The sequence below is a fragment of the Longibacter salinarum genome (genome assembly GCF_002554795.1).
Taxonomy (GTDB): Bacteria; Bacteroidota; Rhodothermia; order Rhodothermales; family Salinibacteraceae; genus Longibacter; species Longibacter salinarum.
The window spans coordinates 220935-239372 of record NZ_PDEQ01000001.1; the positions used below are offsets into that span (position 1 = coordinate 220935).

Sequence of the window (18438 nt, forward strand, 5' to 3'; positions counted from 1 at the left end):
CCTCACGTCTGAAATCCGCATTCCCCGCCCCTTTCTTCCGTTTTATGTCGTCATATCAAATCGAGCTTCGCAAAGAGCGAACGCTGTCCGACGTCATCAACGCGACGTTTCAGTTCATTCGCGCCAATATTCGTATTCTCGGGAAGACGATCTTGCTCATCGTCGGACCGTTAGCTGCGGTTGTGCTGAGCGTTGGGCTGACGCTTACGTCGACTGTCGACTTCAGGGCGTTCCTGGAATCGGATAATCCCTTCGCCTCCGGTGGATTCGGCGCGCTCATCGGCGGGTTTTCAGTCGTTATCATCGCCACCTCGATCGGAGCCTTCATGCTGATGGTTGCCACAATGAGTGTGGTAAAGCTCTATGACGAGCGTGGGCCTGGTGCGTTTGTGCTCGATGACGTCTGGGTAGAGATGAAAAAGCACGCAGCCGGCCTCTTCTTCGTTGGGTTCCTCTTCTTTCTGGCGGTCGTTCTTCCGTACCCGCTCGCAATCATCCCCTGTCTGGGACCGATCGCGTATATGGCCTGGGCGTTCTATGCACAAACAGCCTTCACGCTTGCGTACCCGATCCGCGTCTTTGAGCAAGAAACGGGTTGGTCGGCGTTTCAGCGCGCCCGTGAGCTAATGAAGGACCACTTCTGGGAGTCGTTCGGTGTTTTCTTCGCTGCGAATCTAATGGCGCAACTTCTGGGTTTTGCAGCGGCGATTCCCTCTGCGGTGATCTCGTTTTTGGGAACGTTCCTCGCGTGGAATAATCCCGGCGATGGTGGGATGGTCGGAGTCGTCCTGGCTGTCTTCTACGCATCAGCCATTCTGCTGACGATTGGTCTATCGATCATCATGTACATTGCCATGACCCTCCAGTATTTCAATCTCGTCGAGCAGAAAGAGAATGTCGGTCTTCGCCGACGGGTGGAGGAGATGGCCGACCAGCTGGATGGAGCGGGCGAGGCTAGGGCTCCGCAGGAGAGCAATGGGTCGACGTTTTCGCAGGAGGACGAATCTGAATGGGCCGAGGCGGACGACGACGCGCGCTGGGGAGGATCACACCCGCCGGATCAAAAACCGTCTGACGAGTCTGACGACGATCGTTGGAAGCCACCCGTTCGCGATGAGTAATCTGTTCGATCATCGCGTCGGATTGCTCTCTTTCGATACCCATTGCCAGCGTGCCCCGTTTGTCTTTCTCAGATCATCCATTTTGGCGTCGCGCCGTTCGCGTTGTCATCGTTGCGGGGATGTGCCTGACGATGCATGCCGTCGTGACGCCTGCCGCGGACGCTCAAACGCAATCTCTGACGTCAGGCGTGGACACAACCCAGGTGGGCACATCCGGGCTTGAGGTTCGGATCCCACCGGACGAGCGTCTTGACGCGTATCGGTCGGATGACACGTACGACTACGTGCGGGAGTCGCCGGACGGGGAGGGGGGATTCTTGAGACGTGCTCTCAGTCGTTTTCTGGATGCTCTGTTCGGTACCGAATGGGGCGTTCAGTTAACGGAATATGTCATTTATGCGGCCATCTTTCTTCTCGTCGCATACGGAATCCTGGCCCTGATTCGAATGGAGCCAAGTGCGTCCCGTCGGCGGAGACCGACATCAAACTACCAACGCGACGAACTCGAGGAACGCGTCCAGGAGGCCGACTTCGATACCCTCATCGAACACGCCCTCGATGATCAAGACTACCGGAGTGCACTGCGCCTTCTCTACCTGCGTGCCCTGCAGATCCTGGATCAAAACGACTGGATTCAGTGGGCTCCGGAGCGAACCAATGCACACTATGAGCGACGTCTACGTCGAACGATGATCGGCGGTGCCTTTCGGGAGGCGACGCACATCTTCGACGTCGTATGGTACGGCGACGTGCATGTCGAAGAAGCGGATTTCCGGGCGCTGCGGCGTCCGTTCGACACGGTCACGGAGCACGCACGCGAGAACGCCCCTGAATCGAACTCACACGCAGACATGCATTCGTCTTCGGGGACAGATTCGTCGCGGACGGGAGGGGACGCGGCATGACACGACTGGAAAAACGACTATCCTGGTTTGCCGGTCTGGCTCTTGTTCTCCTCGTCGCGGTGCGCGTCTGGGTGCCAAAGCCGGTCGACTGGACGGAAAACTTCGAGGCAGACGATGTCCGTCCGTACGGAAGCCGGATCCTGTTCGAAACGCTAGATGCGGTCGTTCCCGATTCCGAGATCGAGCAGGTGGACGTCTCACCGTATCTTAAGCTCCGTCAAGATACGACGCTACAAGAAACCGCCTACGTGTTCATCACGCGGGACTTTTCCCCGGACGAGGCGGAGACGGACCAGCTCATCGACTACGCACGGCGAGGCAACACCGTCTGGATCGCCGCACATACATACGCGGGGGCCTTCGCCGATACCCTCAACCTGAACACGTCGGCATCGGTCTGGCTTCAGACGAAGGGCCTTCGCGCTGACACAGCAGCCTATGATCAGCTGACGTTCGAGGAATTGCCGGATAGCGTGCAGCCGCGTCGCGTTCGACTGCATACAACAGAGGGATACTTCACGAGTGTGGACTCCGCGCGGACCACGGTTCTTGCATCCAAGGCGAACGACGATTCTCCGGAGACATCCCAAGAGGCCGTCATGATTCGAACACGCGTGGGAGAGGGCGCTCTCATTCTGTCCACCACGCCTCGCGTCTTTACCAACGTGGGACTGGTCGACTCCGTCAGTGCACCGGCTGCGTATACGGCGCTGTCGTACATTCCGAAGGAGGTATCGACAGTGTTCTGGGATACGCGCCACAAACCGCTGGTCTCGGATGCGAAGACACCGCTTCGATTCGTGATGAGCGACCCGAGCCTTCGAACGGCTGTCTACATCGGTCTCTTCGGGATCGTCATCCTGCTGACCGTGAGTGTCCGACGAAAGCAACGCCCAATTCCAACGATCGAGCCCCTGGAGAACGAAACGCTCGAGTTCGTCCGAACGGTTGGAGACCTGTATTATCGTGAGGGTCAGAATGCAGACCTCGCCCGGCGTAAGATCAGCTATTTTCGCTCGTATCTTCGGAATCATTTAGGCATTTCGCCAGACGAAAACACGTCGCTCGCCGAGTCCATCTCCCGGCGGTCCGGCGTGCCGCGCGACGATGCCACATCGCTCCTCCAGAAGATTCGTGACGCCCAGCGGGCGGACACGCTGGAAGATGGTGCACTCAAGTCGCTTGTGAACGCGATCAACCGTTTTTACCGGGAATCCGACCGGTAGGCATACTTCCGCTTCCGTCAGCCCACCGACATCCTGCTTTCCCCAACCCTTTTATGGAAACGCCCTCTGCAGAATCCCCTTCGCCGAACGACTCATCGTACGAGTCCGCGTTGCCGTCCTCCCGAATCGATGCAACCGAGCTTTCTGATGCCGTGGACCGGATCCGGGACGAGATCGGAACGATCCTGGTTGGCCAAACGGACATGGTCGATCTCTTCCTCACCGCGTTGCTCGCGGATGGGCATGTCCTGATCGAAGGTGTACCGGGCGTTGCCAAGACGCTCACGGCCCGTCTCGTTGCGCGAGCGCTGAACGTTGACTTTACGCGAATCCAGTTTACGCCGGATTTGATGCCGAGCGATGTGCTCGGGACATCGGTCTTCAACCCCAAAACGACCGAGTTCACGTTCCGGAAAGGCCCCGTCTTTTCCAATGTCGTGTTGATCGATGAGATCAACCGGGCGCCGGCGAAGACGCAGGCCGCGCTCTTCGAGGTGATGGAGGAACGGCAGGTGAGCGCGGATGGCACGACCTGGCCGTTGGATACGCCCTTTGTCGTGTTCGCGACGCAGAATCCCCTGGAGCACGAGGGCACCTATCGACTGCCGGAGGCGCAACTCGACCGGTTCCTCTTCAAGATCCAGGTTGACTATCCCGGCCTAGATGATGAAGTGGACATTCTGCGCGGTCACCACGTCGGGCGCGGTCCGGATGCCATCGAACAGATCGAGCCCGTCATCAACGCAGAGACGCTCTCGCAATTTCGTGCCCTGGTGCAGGATGTGCACGTCGAGATAGACCTCATGCGCTACATTGCGGAAATCGCGCACCATACGCGAGAACACCGGATGCTTTCGCTCGGTGCGTCGCCGCGTGCGTCCGTTGCCATGCTCAATGCAGCTAAGGCCTTTACCGTGCTTCGTGGCCGCGACTTCGTTTCCCCCGATGATGTGCAGGCCATCGCCCTTCCGGCGCTTCGCCACCGCCTGATGCTGACACCGGAGCAGGAGATGGAAGGCAAGACGACCGATGCGGTCATCCGACGCGTGCTCGATGAGGTCGATGTGCCCCGCTGATCCAAACACATACGAATCGAGTCCCTTCTCGCGTTCTTCATCTCGCCTGCGCGATGTGAATGCGCTGGATCGATTCTCTCCCCAATCCGGAAGTCCCATGCTTCGATACCAATCGATCGGTTTCGTACTCCTCGTTGCTATCTCTCTTCTGCTTACTGGCTTCATGAGCGGGACGGACGCTGTTCTCGCGTATCGCGACAGCACGTGGCCAGTCGCTCAAGGCGTGATTCACGGCACCGTTGTCGATGGAGAGACAGGCGACGCCCTCGTCGGGGCGACGATCACGATTGAGGAGCGCGGGATTCAGACCACGACGGACTCGACCGGGGCATTTCGCTTCCAGGGTATTGCCGCCGGGACCGTTCGCGTCACCGCTGCGATGCAAGGGTACGTCTCCAGCACGAAGCGAGCGAGGGTGTCGGAGACATCGAACGTCGAGTTGCAATTTCGCCTGATGCCTCAGGCGAAGGACGCGGAGTTTCCGCACGATGAGACGATCCAGCTCGACGGAGAGCAGCGAGCAGCCGATCAGAGGCGGATGCAGATGCGACGCCAAATCGAGGTCCAGGGTCAGAGAGCTTTGGTTCCATCTCCCTCTCGATACCGGCCTCCGACAGATCGCGAAGGCTATGCTCGAATTGAAGAGACCGGTTTTCGACGCGCTGCAGAGGCACCACTTTCTACCTTCTCGATCGACGTGGACGGGGCGGCTTACAGTAACGTTCGTCGCTTCATCCGGAACGGAGAGCGCCCGCCGGTCGACGCGGTTCGGATCGAGGAGTTACTGAACTACTTCCCATACGATGATCCGGCACCGGACGCTCGTGGCGATCAGCCCTTCGCTGTATCGATGGAAACAGCGACCGCGCCCTGGGCCGACGCCCATACGCTGCTCCGGATCGGGATTCAGGGGAAGGAAATTCCCGCTGCCGAGCGTCCGCCGAGCAATCTGGTCTTCCTGCTCGATGTATCGGGGTCGATGCAGAGTCCGGACAAGCTTCCTCTGCTCAAAAAGGCTTTTCGCCTGCTCACCGAACAGATGCGTCCCGAAGATCACATCTCGATCGTGGTTTACGCGGGAGCGAGTGGAACCGTGCTTGAACCAACGAACGGCAGCAACAAGGAAGACATTCTCGCTGCACTAAACGATCTGCAGGCAGGTGGGTCGACGGCTGGCCAGGCTGGCATCCAAGCAGCATACGCGATGGCGGAGGCGCATTTCGACCCTGACGGCATCAACCGCGTCATTCTTGCAACGGATGGGGACTTCAACGTCGGGCCGTCAAGTGACGCCGAGATGACGCGACTGGTGGAGGAGAAGCGGGAAACAGGCGTTTTCCTGACGGTGCTCGGCTTTGGGACCGGTAACCTTCAGGATAGCGAGATGGAGCAGATGGCGAACCACGGAAACGGGAGCTATCACTACATCGATTCCGCGCTAGAGGCGAGAAAGGTGCTGGTCAGCGAACTCGGTGGGACGCTGCAGACGATCGCGAAGGACGTGAAGCTGCAGGTCGAGTTTAATCCACTCCACGTGGGCGCCTACCGGCTGATCGGCTACGAGAATCGCCGATTGAACGATGAGGACTTCGCGGATGATACAAAGGACGCGGGCGAACTCGGCGCCGGTCATCACGTCACGGCGCTCTACGAACTTGTCCCGCCCGGCGCAGACAGCCTCGCCCCGAGCCGCGGCGAGCTCAAGTACCAGGACCGGGAACCGAGCAATGCCGCATCGAGCGACGAGTGGCTCACGCTCAACCTTCGCTACAAGCGACCGGACGCGGACTCGAGTCAGCTGATTTCTGAGGCCCTCGTTCCGGAGCCAAACGCAAACATGTCGACGGAACTCAGTTTTGCCTCTGCGGTCGCCGGCTTCGGGATGCTGCTTCGCGATTCGGAATACAGCGGCGATTTGTCACTGGCAAGAGTGCGCGAACTGGCAGAGGCGGGTCGCGGCGACGACCCCGACGGGTACCGGGCCGGGTTCATCTCGATGCTCGAAGACTATCGACGCATGACCGGAGCCAGCGACACAGAGTCCAGTCCGTAGCGCCTGTGCCGTCTATTGCTGAATCAACCACTCGGTAATTCGATTCAATCGCCGTCTCACGTGTCGCTCCTTCCTCGCGTCTGGTCATCCGCCCTCAATGTTCTCCGGTCGTTTTATGTGACCCGGCGGTTTTATTTGCTCCTCGTCGGCGTCGCCGGTCTGTATTTCTTGGCGTTCTTCGTTCCAGCGATTCGTTCGTTCACCGATCCGGTGCTTGTTGTTGCGGTTGCCGTGGTCGTTGGTGACGTCGCGCTGATCTACGGGACGGGAACGGTGTCGGCAGAACGAACGGTTGCGCGTCGTTTGTCCAACGGGGATCAGAACCCGATCGCAGCGCAGGTTCGGAGTACGTATCCATTCCTGGCAAAGCTGACGGTGGTGGATGAACTGCCTGCCCAACTGCAGGTGCGAGACATGTCGATTCGCGTGAGTGTACCGCCGGGCGGGAGCCGGACTGTTCGCTACAGTGTGCGTCCGACAGAGCGAGGAGAGTACGATTTTGGCGTGGTGAACGTGCTGGCTACATCGCCTCTCGGGCTCGTGGAGCGACGTTTTCGCTGCGCGGAGGAGGCGACTGTGCCGGTGTATCCATCGTACATTCAGATGCACAAATACAGCTTACTCGCGGCGTCCAACCGCCTGACCGAGATCGGTGTGAAGAAAGTCCGCCAGCTCGGGCATACGATGGAATTCGATCACATCCGCGAGTACGTGACGGGCGACGATTACCGCACGATCAATTGGAAGGCGTCGGCACGACGCGGCGACCTGATGGTCAACCAGTATCGGGAGGAGCGGTCCCAGCCGGTGTACAGTCTGATCAACGCCGGTCGAGTGATGCGAATGCCGTTTGATGGGATGACGCTCCTCGACTACAGCATCAACGCGGCACTGGTGCTGTCGAACATAGCGATTATGAAGCAGGACCGCGCCGGAATCATCGGCTTCTCTGACACCATTGGACCGGTCGTCCCTGCCTCCCGCCGGAATGCTCAGATGCAGCAGATCCAGGAGGGGCTTTACCACCTTGACACGAACTACCAGGAGCCCGACTACGAGCGACTTGCGGCATACGTGCGAGGAAATGTTCGGGGGCGGGCGCTCCTGCTGCTCTTCACCAACTTCATGGCGAAGACGTCGCTGGAGCGGCAGCTTCCGTACCTTCAGGCGCTCGCAAAGAGCCACACGGTCGTGGTGATCTTCTTCGAGAATACGGAGCTCGACACATTCCTGGCCAGCAATGCCGAGACGATGGAGGAGGTCTACGTGCATACGATTGCTGAAAAGTTTGCGAATGAGCATAGCGAGATCATTCGCGAACTTGAGCAAAGAGGAATCTACGCCGTGCACACGCGACCAGAGAATCTGTCTACGGAAACGATCAATAAGTATCTCGAACTGAAAGCCCGTGGCGTCGTGTAGGCGGCGGGACAGGGGAGGGGGCATGAAGAGAAAAATCATCTGACTCCTACGATGGGTTTTCGCTCATCGTATTGTACATTGCAACTGGTACGATCTTCGGAGTCGCCCTCCTCACACATCGCTTCGCCTCTTATGCCAGCCCAGCAGCGTGCCGCCTGCCTTCTCGTGCCGGACACGACGTATCAGACGCGCTATCAGTCCTCTCCGGTGCGAATTTGCGTCATTGATCTCGGTACGAACTCGTTTCATGCCGTGATCGTGGACGCCTATCCGAACGGGACATACAAGGTTGTGGATCGGATGAAGGAAATGGTGAGGCTCGGGCAGTCCGGGCTCGCGGACCACCAGCTGCCGGAGGACGCGATGGACCGCGGACTGCAAGCGCTGAAGCGGATTTACACGCTGGCTAAAGGGTGGGACACGCGCGAATTTCTCGCCTACGCAACCAGCGCGATTCGAGAGGCGAAGAACGGGGGCGACTTCATCGAGCGAGTGAAGCGAGAGGTCGGACTCAAAATCCGTCCGATCAGCGGCGAACAGGAGGCGGAGCTCATCTTTCTCGGGATTCGACGGGCGGTCGACCTGGACGAACCCAGTTTGCTGATCGACATCGGAGGCGGGAGCGTCGAATGTATCGTCGTCGATGGAAGAGAGCCTGCGTTTGCCCGGAGCGTCAAGCTCGGGGCCGCTCGCATGACTGAGCGATTCGTCCACTCGGACCCGCTCTCCGAGGCAGACGAGACAGCAATGCGTGAACACTACCGCTCGGTAATGGAGCCGGTGTTGCAGGCTGCTCGCTCTCACGGCGTAACCGCGATTGTCGGGTCCTCTGGTACGGCCAAAAGTTTGGGACGGCTTTGTGTGGGCACGCATGGTGATGACGATCGTACGGTTTTCCAGCAGGTGCTCGACGTCGATCCGTATCGTGAGGCGCTGCACTGGGTCATCCGTTCTGATGCAGAGGGACGGGTAGAGCACCCAGATATTGATCCAAAGCGTGTCGACCAGATCGGTGCCGGCGCCGTCTTGCTCGACACGATCCTGGATGAACTGCCGTCTGTAACGCACATCAAGACGTCGGCAAATGCTCTGCGTGAGGGGATGGTCGACCACTTCATCCGACAGAATTACACTCGGATTCGAAAGCTGGCCCCGTTTTCAGATGTCCGCCGGCGGAGTGTCCACGAAATCGCCTTCCGCTTCGACTGGGAGGAACGACACGCGCAGCATGTTGCTGCCACGGCGACGTTTCTGTTTGATGTCCTGAAAGACCGATATAACGGCCCAAAGTCAGACGTCGAACTACTGGAGTACGCTGCGATCCTGCACGACATCGGCTACCACATTAGCCACTCCGGCCACCACAAGCATTCCCGCTACCTCATTCAGCATTCGGATCTGCAGGGGTTTCAGCCAGACGAGAAGCGAATCCTCGCGCTTGTGGCTCGTTATCACCGGAAGTCGTTTCCGGATGAGAGCAGGCACAAGCGATTCCGTAAGCTCAGCAAACCCAATCGAGAACGCGTTCGGCAGCTTGCAGGAATCCTTCGGATCGCGGAAGGACTAGATCGAAGCCACTTTCAGAATGTCGCAGCACTGGAAATCGACCTGACGGATGACGTGCTGACGATTGCTCTCGACTCAAAGGGCGATCCAGAGCTCGAAATCTGGGCAGCGGGGGAGGAGTCCGGGCTTTTCCGAGAGGTCTTTGGCATCGACGTATCAATCGAAGAGAAGGACATACGAATCGAGGGCGACGGGATAAAGATGGGTCCAGCCCCGGTCACACATGCCGTTCCTGCATCCAGCGAGTGAGCGCCTGATTCCACAGAACGCCCCGGTCTGAGATCAATGTGAGGTAAAGAGAGGAAGGAGGGAGGGCGAAAAGTGATGGCATCGAAGAGCAGATTTCCGGTCCCATCTGCACGGAGCGCTAGCGAAGGGCGGACGACCACGCGAGGGTTCGTATTCATCCGGGCTTAACCCCCCTGAATGTTGCCCCTACGATGCCCCTTCGCTACCTTGCCGTCTGTACGATCCGACGCCCGGTGCGCTACGTTTGTGCCTGCGAAACGGCCGAATTCCGCAACCGGGCGACGCTTTGGACACGTAGCGTCGATGAATGTGGGGCCGACCCGTCGGCCCGTTCTGCGCTACGGCGTGATCTTCGCAGGATGACGCGACCGTTTGAGGCGTGAGCCACGATCCCTGTACTGCGGGACCTCGTGTTGTTGTCGGACTCCGTACCTGCACCCACGACCACTCAGATTTGCCGATCGGGCTCATGGCCGCTGCACCTTTCATGTTTTTTCTGCTGGCAACGGTAGCTGTCGTTGCCGCTATCGGGATGCTCATTTCACGTAGCCCGGTTTACAGCGCCCTCTGGCTTGTACTGAATCTGTTCTGCGTGGCGGGTCTCTATCTCACGTTGAACGCGACGTTTATCGGCGTCATCCAGATTCTGGTCTACGCCGGTGCGATCATGGTCTTATTCCTGTTTGTCATTATGCTCCTCAATCTTGAGGCTTTACCTCGATTAGAGGAGATCAACTGGACCATGGTAGCGGGCTTTGCACTGGGCGTTGTGGTGCTTTCGCAGCTGCTCTACGTCATTGCCAGCGGCTTCGATCTTCCGATGGAAGCCATGGAAGCGACCGCAGAGACTGGTAGCGCGGAGTTGCTCGGAAAACATCTCTACACGCGCTACGCGCTCCACGTCGAGGTCGCCGCAGTCCTTTTGCTCGCGGCCACGGTGGGCGCCGTCATGCTTGCACAGAAACGGTTTCAATAAGCTGGTTTGTTGCCGGTCGGCTCCGGTTTCCAGAGAATTGTCCCTGGAATCGAGTAGCTGGCGGCGACGCACCAAAGGCAACAAACGACTAAAACCCTTCTCTCCGCGATGGAAGTCGCTCTCAATTGGTATCTCGGCCTCAGTGCGATCCTCTTCTCGATCGGTACGCTCGGCGTGCTGTTCAAGCGGAATGCGATCGTTCTGCTTATGTCGGTAGAGTTGATGCTTAATGCCGTCAACCTCACGCTCGTCGCTCTCAGTCAGTCGATGGGAGACCCCGACGGGCAGTTGCTCGTCTTCTTTACGATCGCCGTTGCGGCCGCGGAGGCCGCCGTGGGTCTCGCGATCGTGATTGCCATCTTCCGTCGGAAGCTGACGGTCGACATCACGGAGATCAATCTGTTCAAGTTCTAGACGATCTCTGCTGGTCTGATGGGGCGTGGGCACTAAGATTCCGCCTGCGCACCGACGACCGACGCATGTAGCATCCTGCCCGACGGTCGGGCCTCTCCTCCACACGTACTCGTCACTCGGCTTCGTCCATGAGTCACGACCTCCTCGTTCGCCTCATTCTGCTCTTGCCCCTCACGGGGGCCGTCCTCCTCGGTGTCCTGCCGCTCTTTATGCCGGCACTTCGGAAACGAGAGAGCCTCATCGGCACGATCGGCACGTCGATGGTGGTGATTCCATTCGCGATCACGGTCTACCTGTTCGCCAGCTACGGCGGCGATCCCGTGACCGTCAACTATTTCACGTGGATGCAGGCCGGCGACCTGACGCTTGATTTCGCATACCGCATCGATGAGTTATCCCTCATCATGACGCTCATCGTTACGGGCGTTGGTGGCGTGATTCACCTCTACTCGACGGGGTACATGCACGGGGATTCCGGGTACTGGCGCTTCTTCGCCTACCTGAACCTGTTCATCTTCGCCATGCTCAATCTGGTGCTGGCGAACAACCTCGCGGTGCTGTTCCTCGGCTGGGAAGGCGTCGGGCTGTGCTCGTACCTGTTGATCGGGTACTGGTACACAGACCTTGAGAACAGCGCAGCCGCAAACAAAGCATTCATCGTCAACCGCATCGGCGACTTCGCCTTCCTGATGGCGATGTTCCTCATCTTCAGCGAGCTCGGGAGCCTCAGCTTCGATGTGCTCCTCTCGGATGCGGCCTCGGTGCTCTCAACGGACACGATCAACTATATCGTGCTCCTGCTCTTCATTGGAGCCACCGGTAAGTCCGCCCAGATTCCGCTGTTCGTGTGGCTCCCGGACGCCATGGCCGGCCCCACGCCCGTGTCGGCTCTGATTCACGCCGCGACGATGGTGACGAGTGGGCTCTACCTGCTCGCTCGCATGTCTCCGATCGTCCTCGAAACCGAAATTGTGATGGCCATCATCGCCATCACCGGTGCCCTCACTGCGATCATGGCGGCCACGATCGCCATCACGCAGAATGACATTAAGAAGGTGCTGGCGTACTCGACGGTGTCGCAGCTCGGCTACATGTTTATGGCCGCCGGCGTCGGCGCATTCTTCGTCGCGATCTTTCACGTCCTCACCCATGCCTTCTTCAAGGCTTGCCTCTTCCTTGGCTCTGGCTCCGTCATACACTCGATGGAGCACGTCGAACACGATCTCGAGCACGAAGGGGAAGATGTGTCCGACTTCGACCCGCAGGACATGCGGACAATGGGTAACCTGCAGAAGTACATGCCGTCCACCGGATGGACGTACTTCATCGCCACGCTCGCCATCTCGGGCATTCCACTTCTCGCCGGGTTCTTCTCGAAGGACGAAATCCTGTTCAAGGCGTTTGAGTACGGCTACGACGGCAACACCTACGCCTGGTTCGTCTGGGTCGTGGGTATCGTGACCGCTGCGCTGACCGCGTTCTACATGACCCGGTCGTACTACCTCACGTTCATGGGCGAAGAGCGCTGGCCGATGGCCGACAAGATACACCCGCACGAATCGTCCTGGCGAATGACGGTGCCGCTCTGGATTCTGGCAGCGGGCTCGGTCCTCACCGGATTTCTCGGATTGCCCGCCGTCATCGCACACGGCGAATGGAACTGGATTCACCACTACCTCGGCGCGGACTACGGCGGGCCGGTCGCCGAAGCCAGTGTCGCCGGCCACGTGTCGCTTCCTATCGAGTGGGCGCTGATTGGACTTAGCAGCGTGATTGCTGTTGGCGTCTTCTTCTACGCTCGCAACGTGTATCTCTCGCAAGGCATTGCCTTTGATGAGTCGCTGAAGGCGCGCTTCGGCGGACTGTACGAGCTGTGGGAGAATAAGTATCGATGGGACGACTTCTACAACAACGTCGTGGTCGAAGCGCTCATCAATCAGATTTCCCGCGACGGTCTCGCCCCGTTCGACAGCAAAATCGTCGATGGTGCCGTGAATGGTATCGCCAGCGCCACGCAGGAGTCCAGCAGCTTACTTCGCCGCATTCAAACGGGTGTTGTGCAGAACTACGCGCTCGCTCTGGTCTTCGGCGTCGTTCTCGTCATCGGACTGATGCTGTTCGGCGGTTGACCGCCCATCGTTTTCGTTCCGCCCTCTGTCCCTGCGCCGCCTCAACGCACTGCTACTGAACATGGAGATTCCTCTTCTCACGTCCATCGTCATCTTTCTGCCGGCTCTCGGTGCACTCGCCGTGGCCCTGCAGAACAACGTATCCTCGATCCGGTGGACGGCGCTCGGTACGACGCTGCTCACGTTTGTGCTGTCGCTCGGCCTCTGGTGGGGCTATGACCCGGCCGCAAGCGCTGCCGCTCCTCAAATGGCAGATGTGGCCTCGGGCTGGTTTCCAGCGTCCCTCGATGTGAAATACTTCGTCGGGATCGACGGGCTGAACATCTTCCTGATCCTGCTGACGACGCTCCTGGGCCCGATCGTGGTCGCGTCCTCGTGGACGTACATCGAAAAGAAGCATCGTGGGTATTACTCGCTCTTCCTGCTTCTACAGACGGGTATTACGGGTGTCTTTGCATCGTACGACCTGATCCTCTTCTACATTTTCTTCGAGCTCACGCTCATCCCGATGTACTTCATCATCGGAATCTGGGGTGGGGAAGATCGCATCTATGCGGCGATCAAGTTCGTTCTGTACACGCTCGTCGGTTCGCTACTGATGCTCGTTGCAATCCTGTTCCTCGGCTTTGAGGCGGGCAACGCAATCAATCAGGGCGTCTTCACGACCGACTGGTTCAAGTTGCTGGAGTTCACGATCCCGGTTCAGACGCAGGCGTGGCTCTTCGTTCTGTTCGCGCTCTCGTTCGCGATTAAGGTGCCGCTCTTCCCGCTCCACACGTGGCTACCCGATGCGCACGTTCAGGCGCCGACGGGCGGCTCGGTCATCCTGGCCGGCGTCCTCCTGAAGATGGGAACGTACGGTCTCGTCCGCTTCTGCCTGCCGCTATTCCCGAATGCCGCGCAGGACTGGGCGCTCGTCTTCGCCATCCTCGCCGTCATCGGGATTATTTACGGGGCTCTCGTCGCCCGCGTCCAGCCCGATGCGAAAAAGCTGGTCGCATACTCCTCCGTGAGTCACCTTGGCTTCGTCGTGCTTGGCATTTTCGCCTTCACCGACATCGCCATGCAGGGGGCTGTCATCCAGATGGTCAACCACGGCATCTCGACCGGTGCTCTCTTCCTCATCGTCGGTATGCTCTACGAGCGGCGCCACACGCGCCTGATGGAAGACTATGGCGGACTCGCGACATCCGTGCCCGTGCTAACCTCGTTTATGATTTTCTCCGTGCTCGCATCGGCCGGACTGCCCGGGCTGAACGGGTTCGTGGGGGAGTTCCTCATTCTGGTTGGGACCTTTAAGAGCGAAGTGATCGCGAGTCCCGTGATCGTCGGTCTCGCTACGACGGGCGTCATCCTCGCCGCCGTCTATCTCCTGTACATGGTGTACGCCACGTTCTTTGGCGAGCTCACAAACGAAGCTAACGCGACGATGCCCGATATGAACGGACGCGAGCTGGCGCTCATGCTGCCTCTCGCCGTTCTGATGTTCGTCATGGGCTTCTTCCCGACGCCGTTCCTGAAGCAGATGGAGCCGTCGACGACGTTTATCATGGAAACCATTGAGGAGCGTCGTGCCGATGCGCTTGAACTGCAGCGCATGCAGGAGGGGATGGAGGAAGGCCGCGCTGTTCGCGTCACCCCCGCGGGCCCCGAGACGGGATCGAAGGGGACCACGAGCGTCCCCACCGCACTCCCGAACGAATCGGGCGAATAAATCGCTCCGGGTTGTTCTCTGACTTGCACCGAGTCGTTTCTTTTCCATCCAACCGACGCCGACGCTATGCCGGACCGTGAACCGCTTTCCGAAGCCGAGATCCAGGATGCACTCGCACGCCTCGACGGGTGGACCTTCGAGAACGATGCAATCCATAAGACCTACGAGTTCGACGACTTTCGCGAGGCGATCTCGTTTATCGTCCAGATGGCATTCTACGCCGAAGAAGCGAACCATCACCCTGAGCTGGAAAACGTCTATAACTCCGTGACGCTGTCGTTTACGACGCACGACGCGGGCTCGAAGGTGACGGACATGGACATCGAACTCGCCCGCACCATCGACGACGCGCTCGGCGCGTAGCGATCGACATTTTAGCAGCGCTCCCACTTGGTGGCGAACCCAACCGAGGAGAGGGCTGCGCATTGCACTGGCGCTCGTAAGACCTGTACTGCAGGCATAGCGTCTCTTCACTGCCAACTTGCTTGCCGCTGTAATGGACCTCTCTCAAGCCTTTTCGACGATGGCAGCCGACCTGCCGGCCATCTTTTCCATGTCGCTGGTCACGCTGGCCAGCCTGGTCATGATCCTGCAGGAGTCGCTGAGCGAAAATGATCGGCCCATCCCATGGATCGGAGTCGGTGCGCTCGCTATCGCTGCGATCTGGGAAGTTGCTCACCTCGGCACTCCCTCGGGCACGGCGTTCTTCGAGTCCATCCGGACTGGAGGCTTTGCGTCTTATATCAACCTCATTGTCCTGGGGAGCGGCATTATCACGATTGTCCTGTCCGTGCCGTATCTGGACAACATCAAGCATGGCTATGGTGAAGTGTATGCCATGATCATGTTCGCCACCGTCGGAATGCTGATGCTCGGGACGGCGAACAGCCTTGTGTCGATTTTCGTCGGGCTCGAGACGATGTCCGTTTCTTTGTACGTCCTTACCGGTCTGATCCGGGAGGACGAAGGATCGGTCGAGTCCGCTCTCAAATACTTCTTGCTCGGGGCGTTCTCGACCGGTTTCTTCCTTTACGGGATTGCGCTGATGTACGGCGCCACCGGGACGATGTACCTTCCGGAGATGCAGGGAGCTGTACCCGAAGGCTCAATCATGTTCTGGGCCGGCGTGGCGCTCTTCCTTATCGGTTTCCTCTTTAAGGTGAGTGCGGCCCCGTTTCACATGTGGACGCCGGACGTCTACCAGGGAGCCCCGACGCCGCTTACGGGATACATGTCGACAGCGTCTAAAGCTGCGGCGTTCGCGTCTCTCATCCTGGTCCTGTTCTACGCGCTGCCGGATGAGCGGTGGAGCCTTGTCCTCTCTGCCGTCGCGGTGATCACGATGATCATCGGAAACGTTCTCGCGGTCGCTCAGGATAACGTGAAGCGTATGCTCGCGTATTCCTCGATCGCCCACGCAGGCTACGTCCTGGTCGCACTCGCTGCTGGGACCAACGAAGCGTATGCTGGCGCCATGTTCTATCTGTTGATCTACGCGCTGATGAACCTCGGTGCCTTCGGTGTGATGGCGATGCTCGAATGGGATGGCAAGGAAGGCCGGGTCCAGTCGCTCAATTCGCTCGCGGGGATCGGATACGAGAAACCCCTCCTCGGTGTGGCGATGGGCGTCTTCATGTTCAGCCTGACGGGCTTTCCGCCGCTGGGTGGGTTCATGGGCAAATACGCCGCCTTCGCTCCGGCCGTCGATGCAGGCCTTACCTGGCTCGTTCTGATTGCGGTCCTGATGAGCGCCATCTCGGCCTACTACTATCTGCGGGTCGTGTACGTCTTCTGGATGCAGTCGGCGAGTGACACTCCGGAAGCACAGGAGACGCCGAGTTCCTTTGCTCTGACAAGCACACCGGCAACGACGGCGATCGTCGTCTGCGCCGTCGCCCTCGTCGTCCTGGGTGTTTACTCCGGCGGGCTGCTTGACATGACCATCGGATTCTTCGACAGTGGGATGATGGCCGCAACGCCGTAACTCGAGGGAGCCCTGACTGATTGGAGAACGCCTGAGGGAATGGAAGACCTGATACAGAATCGAATTCCGCATGCCCCGCAAATGGGGCTGTTCGTGCGACCGGATATTCCCGACACGCACGTGCAGAACGCAATTAAGGATTACGCTCAGCACGTTCGGGCTGGCGATGTCGTCGCGCTGTACGACGCGACGCTTTCTGGCAACGCGAAGGATGGAGCCGTCTTCACGTCCGATCGGTTCGTCTTCCAGAACACGGATCTAGAGGCTCCACAGACGGTCCGATACCGGGATCTGATCGAAGTACACGCCAAACGTCGCTGGCTCGGACTCGGCGGGAAGAAGGTTGAGCTGACCGTGAACCGCGGGCGGGCCACGTTCGACCTGGTGATGGACTTCTCCGGTCAGCCCGATGCCGCCGACTACGTCGCTGAATTTCTGGACGAGGCGATCTCCCGCAGCGTTCAAATCGGCTCGAACCCAGACCCCGAGGATCGTGCTGGTACCGATATGACCGTCGTACGCGATGAGTTGATTCGTTTACGAGACCGCGGGGTGCTGTCGGAAGCAGACATGGACCGGATGCTTGACGCTCTCGAGAGCCCGGGTGACGACGCGAACTCGTGATTGGCTGTCGTTACGCGTCACTGTGATCCGAAACCCACACCGAAGTACAGCAAAAAGCGCCTGCTTCTCGACGAGGCAGGCGCTTTCCGTATGCAGGGCGTAGGTTCTTCAGCCTCGAGTGGCGTGTCGGATCAATGGCCGAGCGCGAATGCGCAAATCTTCTGCTTGAGCTTTTCGGCGCTTTCGGCCCGAAGAACCCGGTTGGCCCCGAGGCGATGAGCAAGGAAAATGCGGCGACTGGACACCTCGTCGACAACGCAAACCCAGCGAGCACCAAACGGGGGGACGGGATAGTCGGCGTGGTGCAAGAGCAGCCGTTCGGCCGCGTTGACGGCCCTACGAATTCGTTCCTCTGCGTTCGGGCTCCACGCCCCGCTGAAATGCGCGGCAGCGTCGTCGACCGGGAAGGATGTCACGTATGCGCTCGGGTCTTCCGAAACGAGGGGAGGCTCCGGAACAGCGACAGGCGCGTCGATGGGATCACCGGATGGCGACTCGTGACACCGACTTTCGGGACCCGATGCTGAACTGTGCGGTCGAAGTGGCACTGAATTGACGTGGGGGTTTGGGACGACGGCTTCTCGGCCTAACATATTGATAATAGCGTGCCAAACTCGACTGCTCCACGTGTTGAATAACAGTCTCGTTGATTGAGAATCCGCCCTGCCGGACCCATAGCCGCTTTAACCGGGCATGAAGCGGTTCTCTACACAACCATGTCGTCACATACGATCCTTCTGACGTCGAACACGAATGTGGAGAATATACGTCTGGATGATTCAAGTGTAAGACGTTGGCGCATGCCGTGTTGAGACGAGACACGGGCGGAGTCAATCTCATGCGCGGGCTCGTTTGGGCACTGATTCATCATTGGAGGCAAACGAAATAAGACAATTGATTGGAAAGTCCACGTCCTGTTTACGAGACGCGAGAAGGGGAGGCTGCGATGGATCATCTTGTGCTTACGCCGAGACGGGTT

15 protein-coding genes are annotated in these 18438 nt (G+C 59.0%); 14 read left to right on the forward strand and 1 reads right to left on the reverse strand.

From position 1 onward, the window contains the following. The first annotated feature begins 44 nt into the window (after positions 1-44). From CRI94_RS00885 to CRI94_RS00950, 14 genes are all read left to right on the forward strand, one after another. Positions 45-1121: a hypothetical protein gene (locus tag CRI94_RS00885; RefSeq protein ID WP_098073778.1), complete on the forward strand. Its 1077-nt coding sequence runs from the start codon at positions 45-47 to the stop codon at positions 1119-1121. 50 nt (positions 1122-1171) lie between these two features. Continuing rightward, on the forward strand, positions 1172-2026 hold the full coding sequence (locus tag CRI94_RS00890; protein WP_143815255.1) for a DUF4129 domain-containing protein: 855 nt from the start codon (positions 1172-1174) through the stop codon (positions 2024-2026). After that, complete coding sequence (locus CRI94_RS00895) at positions 2023-3252, forward strand: DUF4350 domain-containing protein (protein ID WP_098073780.1); 1230 nt, start codon at positions 2023-2025, stop codon at positions 3250-3252. The genes CRI94_RS00890 and CRI94_RS00895 overlap by 4 nt, the downstream gene beginning before the upstream one ends. 53 nt (positions 3253-3305) lie before the next feature. After that, positions 3306-4328: an AAA family ATPase gene (locus tag CRI94_RS00900; RefSeq protein WP_098073781.1), complete on the forward strand. Its 1023-nt coding sequence runs from the start codon at positions 3306-3308 to the stop codon at positions 4326-4328. 97 nt (positions 4329-4425) lie between these two features. Continuing rightward, the gene (locus tag CRI94_RS00905; protein WP_218919334.1) at positions 4426-6381 is read left to right on the forward strand and encodes a YfbK domain-containing protein; all 1956 of its coding nucleotides are present in this window, start codon (positions 4426-4428) and stop codon (positions 6379-6381) included. 60 nt (positions 6382-6441) lie between these two features. Further along, complete coding sequence (locus CRI94_RS00910; RefSeq protein WP_098073782.1) at positions 6442-7803, forward strand: DUF58 domain-containing protein; 1362 nt, start codon at positions 6442-6444, stop codon at positions 7801-7803. Between the two features lie 132 nt (positions 7804-7935). Then, positions 7936-9618, forward strand: coding sequence for a Ppx/GppA phosphatase family protein (locus CRI94_RS00915; RefSeq protein WP_098073783.1), 1683 nt, complete (start codon positions 7936-7938; stop codon positions 9616-9618). Between the two features lie 469 nt (positions 9619-10087). Beyond that, positions 10088-10594, forward strand: a complete 507-nt coding sequence (locus CRI94_RS00920; protein WP_098073784.1) for an NADH-quinone oxidoreductase subunit J family protein — start codon at positions 10088-10090, stop codon at positions 10592-10594. Between the two features lie 108 nt (positions 10595-10702). Further along, positions 10703-11008, forward strand: a complete 306-nt coding sequence (gene nuoK / locus CRI94_RS00925; RefSeq protein WP_098073785.1) for an NADH-quinone oxidoreductase subunit NuoK — start codon at positions 10703-10705, stop codon at positions 11006-11008. Between the two features lie 128 nt (positions 11009-11136). Then, positions 11137-13137: an NADH-quinone oxidoreductase subunit L gene (nuoL, locus tag CRI94_RS00930; RefSeq protein WP_098073786.1), complete on the forward strand. Its 2001-nt coding sequence runs from the start codon at positions 11137-11139 to the stop codon at positions 13135-13137. A gap of 61 nt (positions 13138-13198) precedes the next feature. Further along, positions 13199-14851 carry a complex I subunit 4 family protein gene (locus tag CRI94_RS00935; protein ID WP_098073787.1) on the forward strand — a complete coding sequence of 551 codons (1653 nt, stop codon included), beginning with the start codon at positions 13199-13201 and terminating at the stop codon, positions 14849-14851. A gap of 66 nt (positions 14852-14917) precedes the next feature. Further along, positions 14918-15214, forward strand: a complete 297-nt coding sequence (locus CRI94_RS00940; protein WP_098073788.1) for a 4a-hydroxytetrahydrobiopterin dehydratase — start codon at positions 14918-14920, stop codon at positions 15212-15214. Positions 15215-15347: 133 nt separating this feature from the next. After that, the gene (locus tag CRI94_RS00945; RefSeq protein WP_098073789.1) at positions 15348-16835 is read left to right on the forward strand and encodes an NADH-quinone oxidoreductase subunit N; all 1488 of its coding nucleotides are present in this window, start codon (positions 15348-15350) and stop codon (positions 16833-16835) included. Positions 16836-16874: 39 nt separating this feature from the next. Further along, positions 16875-17459, forward strand: coding sequence for a hypothetical protein (locus CRI94_RS00950; protein WP_098073790.1), 585 nt, complete (start codon positions 16875-16877; stop codon positions 17457-17459). Between the two features lie 131 nt (positions 17460-17590). Here CRI94_RS00950 and CRI94_RS00955 read toward each other — a convergent pair whose 3' ends face one another. Continuing rightward, complete coding sequence (locus tag CRI94_RS00955; RefSeq protein ID WP_098073791.1) at positions 17591-17875, reverse strand: hypothetical protein; 285 nt, start codon at positions 17873-17875, stop codon at positions 17591-17593. Positions 17876-18438 lie beyond the last annotated feature (563 nt).